Origin of the sequence: Maribacter sp. (assembly GCF_049667165.1) — a bacterium.
Classification (GTDB): Bacteria; Bacteroidota; Bacteroidia; order Flavobacteriales; family Flavobacteriaceae; genus Maribacter_A.
In genome coordinates this window covers 1-2,181 of sequence record NZ_JBATHS010000367.1, presented here as the reverse complement: position 1 = coordinate 2,181, position 2,181 = coordinate 1, and the positions used below count along the sequence as shown (strand labels likewise).

Sequence of the window (2,181 nt, the reverse complement as noted above, 5' to 3'; positions counted from 1 at the left end):
AAACTCTTTTGATAAAGTATAATTATGTTCCTAACCAAATTATTACTTATGAAAATCAATTCGGTGAACAATTACATTTTAAAGTCATTCTTAATGAGAGAGAAAAAAGTGAATATGCTACAAGAGGCACTCTTTCTGGAGGAGGTGGATATTTAAGTAATTACTATGATAGTAAAATAATAAGAATTGATATTTTAGAAAATAACATAGGTTATGATACTAATGGCGACTATTCAAAAGTAAACTATATTTTTTCAAAGAATTTTGATAGATTCACGAATGGAATTAACTTTCCAATGTGGAACATAACTTTTTTCTCTTTTATTGATGAATTACAAAATAGTGTCAATCTTTATACAATTGATTATAATAGTTCCAAAAAAAATCAAATGAATGTTAATGGACATTTATTTCAAAATATTGTTCTTATTGAATCTAACAGTAACGAAACTAAAAATGATTTTTCAACATTTGGTCCATTAATACAAAACGTAAACAAAATTTATTACGACTATGATTTTGGAATAGTACAATTTAGTGATACTGAAGGAAAAGAATGGAAAGTAATATACCCTGAATAAAAGCCAGTTGCCAACACCGTGTCCTATGAAAAGCCTTAGTCCAGTTCTCTAAAGTTAATTAATATTTTCTTTTTTACTTAAACCACCTTTTTCCTTTTTAATATAACTTGCTCGGCATCCTATATGTGATCGGCCTCGAAATAGGTCGTCACCGGCATCTGTATGATTATAAGTTATAATAGACCCGGCCACTTGCTATAAATATGTGGTCCCGCTAACTAGTGGGCCACCCACGGTGTTTTGTGGTACAGGTCTTGAATACTTCTTCGTGAGCTTTGTTATGGTTCTTTTTTAGTGTTTTCTTAAATTATTCTATTACTCCTATCGTATAGGGAATTTCTGTTTTTATCACTGCCAAGGTCCTGCTCAAAAGCTTTCGCGCCACTTTGATGATGATGCTCTTGACGTTCTTACCCGTATGCTTACGGTAATACGCCTGCATCACAGGGTCGGCCCGTATCGCCTGCCAAGAGGCCTCTACGAAATAACTCCGTATCAATCGGTGTGCCCTTGGTGTGATACCCATTACTTTATAGTTGTTTCCACTTTGATGTACCCCTGGGGCAAGACCTACGTAGCCTGCCAAATGCTTCACACTATTGAAACGTCTCAAGTCTCCCAGTTCACATAGTATGCCACAGGCAACGATTCCCCCGACACCAGGTATACTTCTCAGTAACATATAATCTTTCTTATAATGCACCTTGCAGTATCTTCTGAGCTGTGTCGAAACATCCCTCAACTCTTGATCTACAAATCGGAATGAACGCATCCTGCTCTCCAAGGTCGCCTTCGCCGTGGGGTGCTTGAACACCATATCGTCCAACCAATTACGGTACCTATGGCTCCAATGGTCGTTGTCGAACTCCTCAGCCTCCTTGATGCCGAAATACAACAACTGCATCTTGATATAGCTCTTTATCCTTCTGAAATCCTTTACCAGATCGTTGCGTCTTCTGAATAGACTGCGGAGTTCCTCTCTTTCGATATCAGGAACCACTATACTCTCCAAACGGCCATCTTTCAGTTCCCTACTGATCAGTTGAGCATCGATCTTATCGGTCTTGGTATGCTTCTCCTTGCCCTTGCGATGGATATCAGCAGGGTTGACCACCAAAGAACGCCAACCGTAGCCCTCGAAACAGCGGTGGGCATGATAGCCACAGCAACCTGCCTCGTAGGCCACACTTACTTCGTGGCCCGGGAAATGTTTTGTAACGTAGTTCAACAATTGTTCAGGATCGGACGACATACTAAAGGACTTGCCACAGAACAGTTCCGTTGAACAATGGACTTTCCAACTTCGTTTGTGAATGTCGATACCAATGAATAGCTTTGGGTGAGCAGTTTGTTGAGTTTTCATATCTTTTGATTTTAGTGAATCTTAAAGATACTTGACTTACTGCTTTTTCATCAATGCTAAAAATAATTGCGGTTTAGTGCTTAATCAAAGGTCGTTGCGCGTTTGTAACGTCTGATTTTCCTTCGGAAAATCCTCGCATACAAACCCGCAACTATTCTTATACATAAACGTTAGGCACAATTAAAACACACTCATATGGAAGAAAAATACTTTTGCAGAAAATGTAAGGGACTAAGG

2 protein-coding genes are annotated in these 2,181 nt (G+C 38.5%); one reads left to right on the top strand and one right to left on the bottom strand.

The genetic code is table 11. The features are described from left to right. On the top strand, positions 1-581 hold a 581-nt coding region (locus WBM98_RS16675; protein WP_424367150.1), incomplete at its 5' end, for a hypothetical protein. A gap of 307 nt (positions 582-888) precedes the next feature. On the opposite strand, the gene WBM98_RS16670 is transcribed toward WBM98_RS16675, so the two are convergent. Further along, complete coding sequence (locus WBM98_RS16670; RefSeq protein ID WP_424367149.1) at positions 889-1,944, bottom strand: IS110 family transposase; 1,056 nt, start codon at positions 1,942-1,944, stop codon at positions 889-891. Positions 1,945-2,181 lie beyond the last annotated feature (237 nt).

Coding starts and splice junctions, on each gene's coding strand:
- WBM98_RS16670 (WP_424367149.1), bottom strand. CDS start 1,944: ATGAAAACTCAACAAACTGCTCACCCAAAGCTATTCATTGGTATCGAC.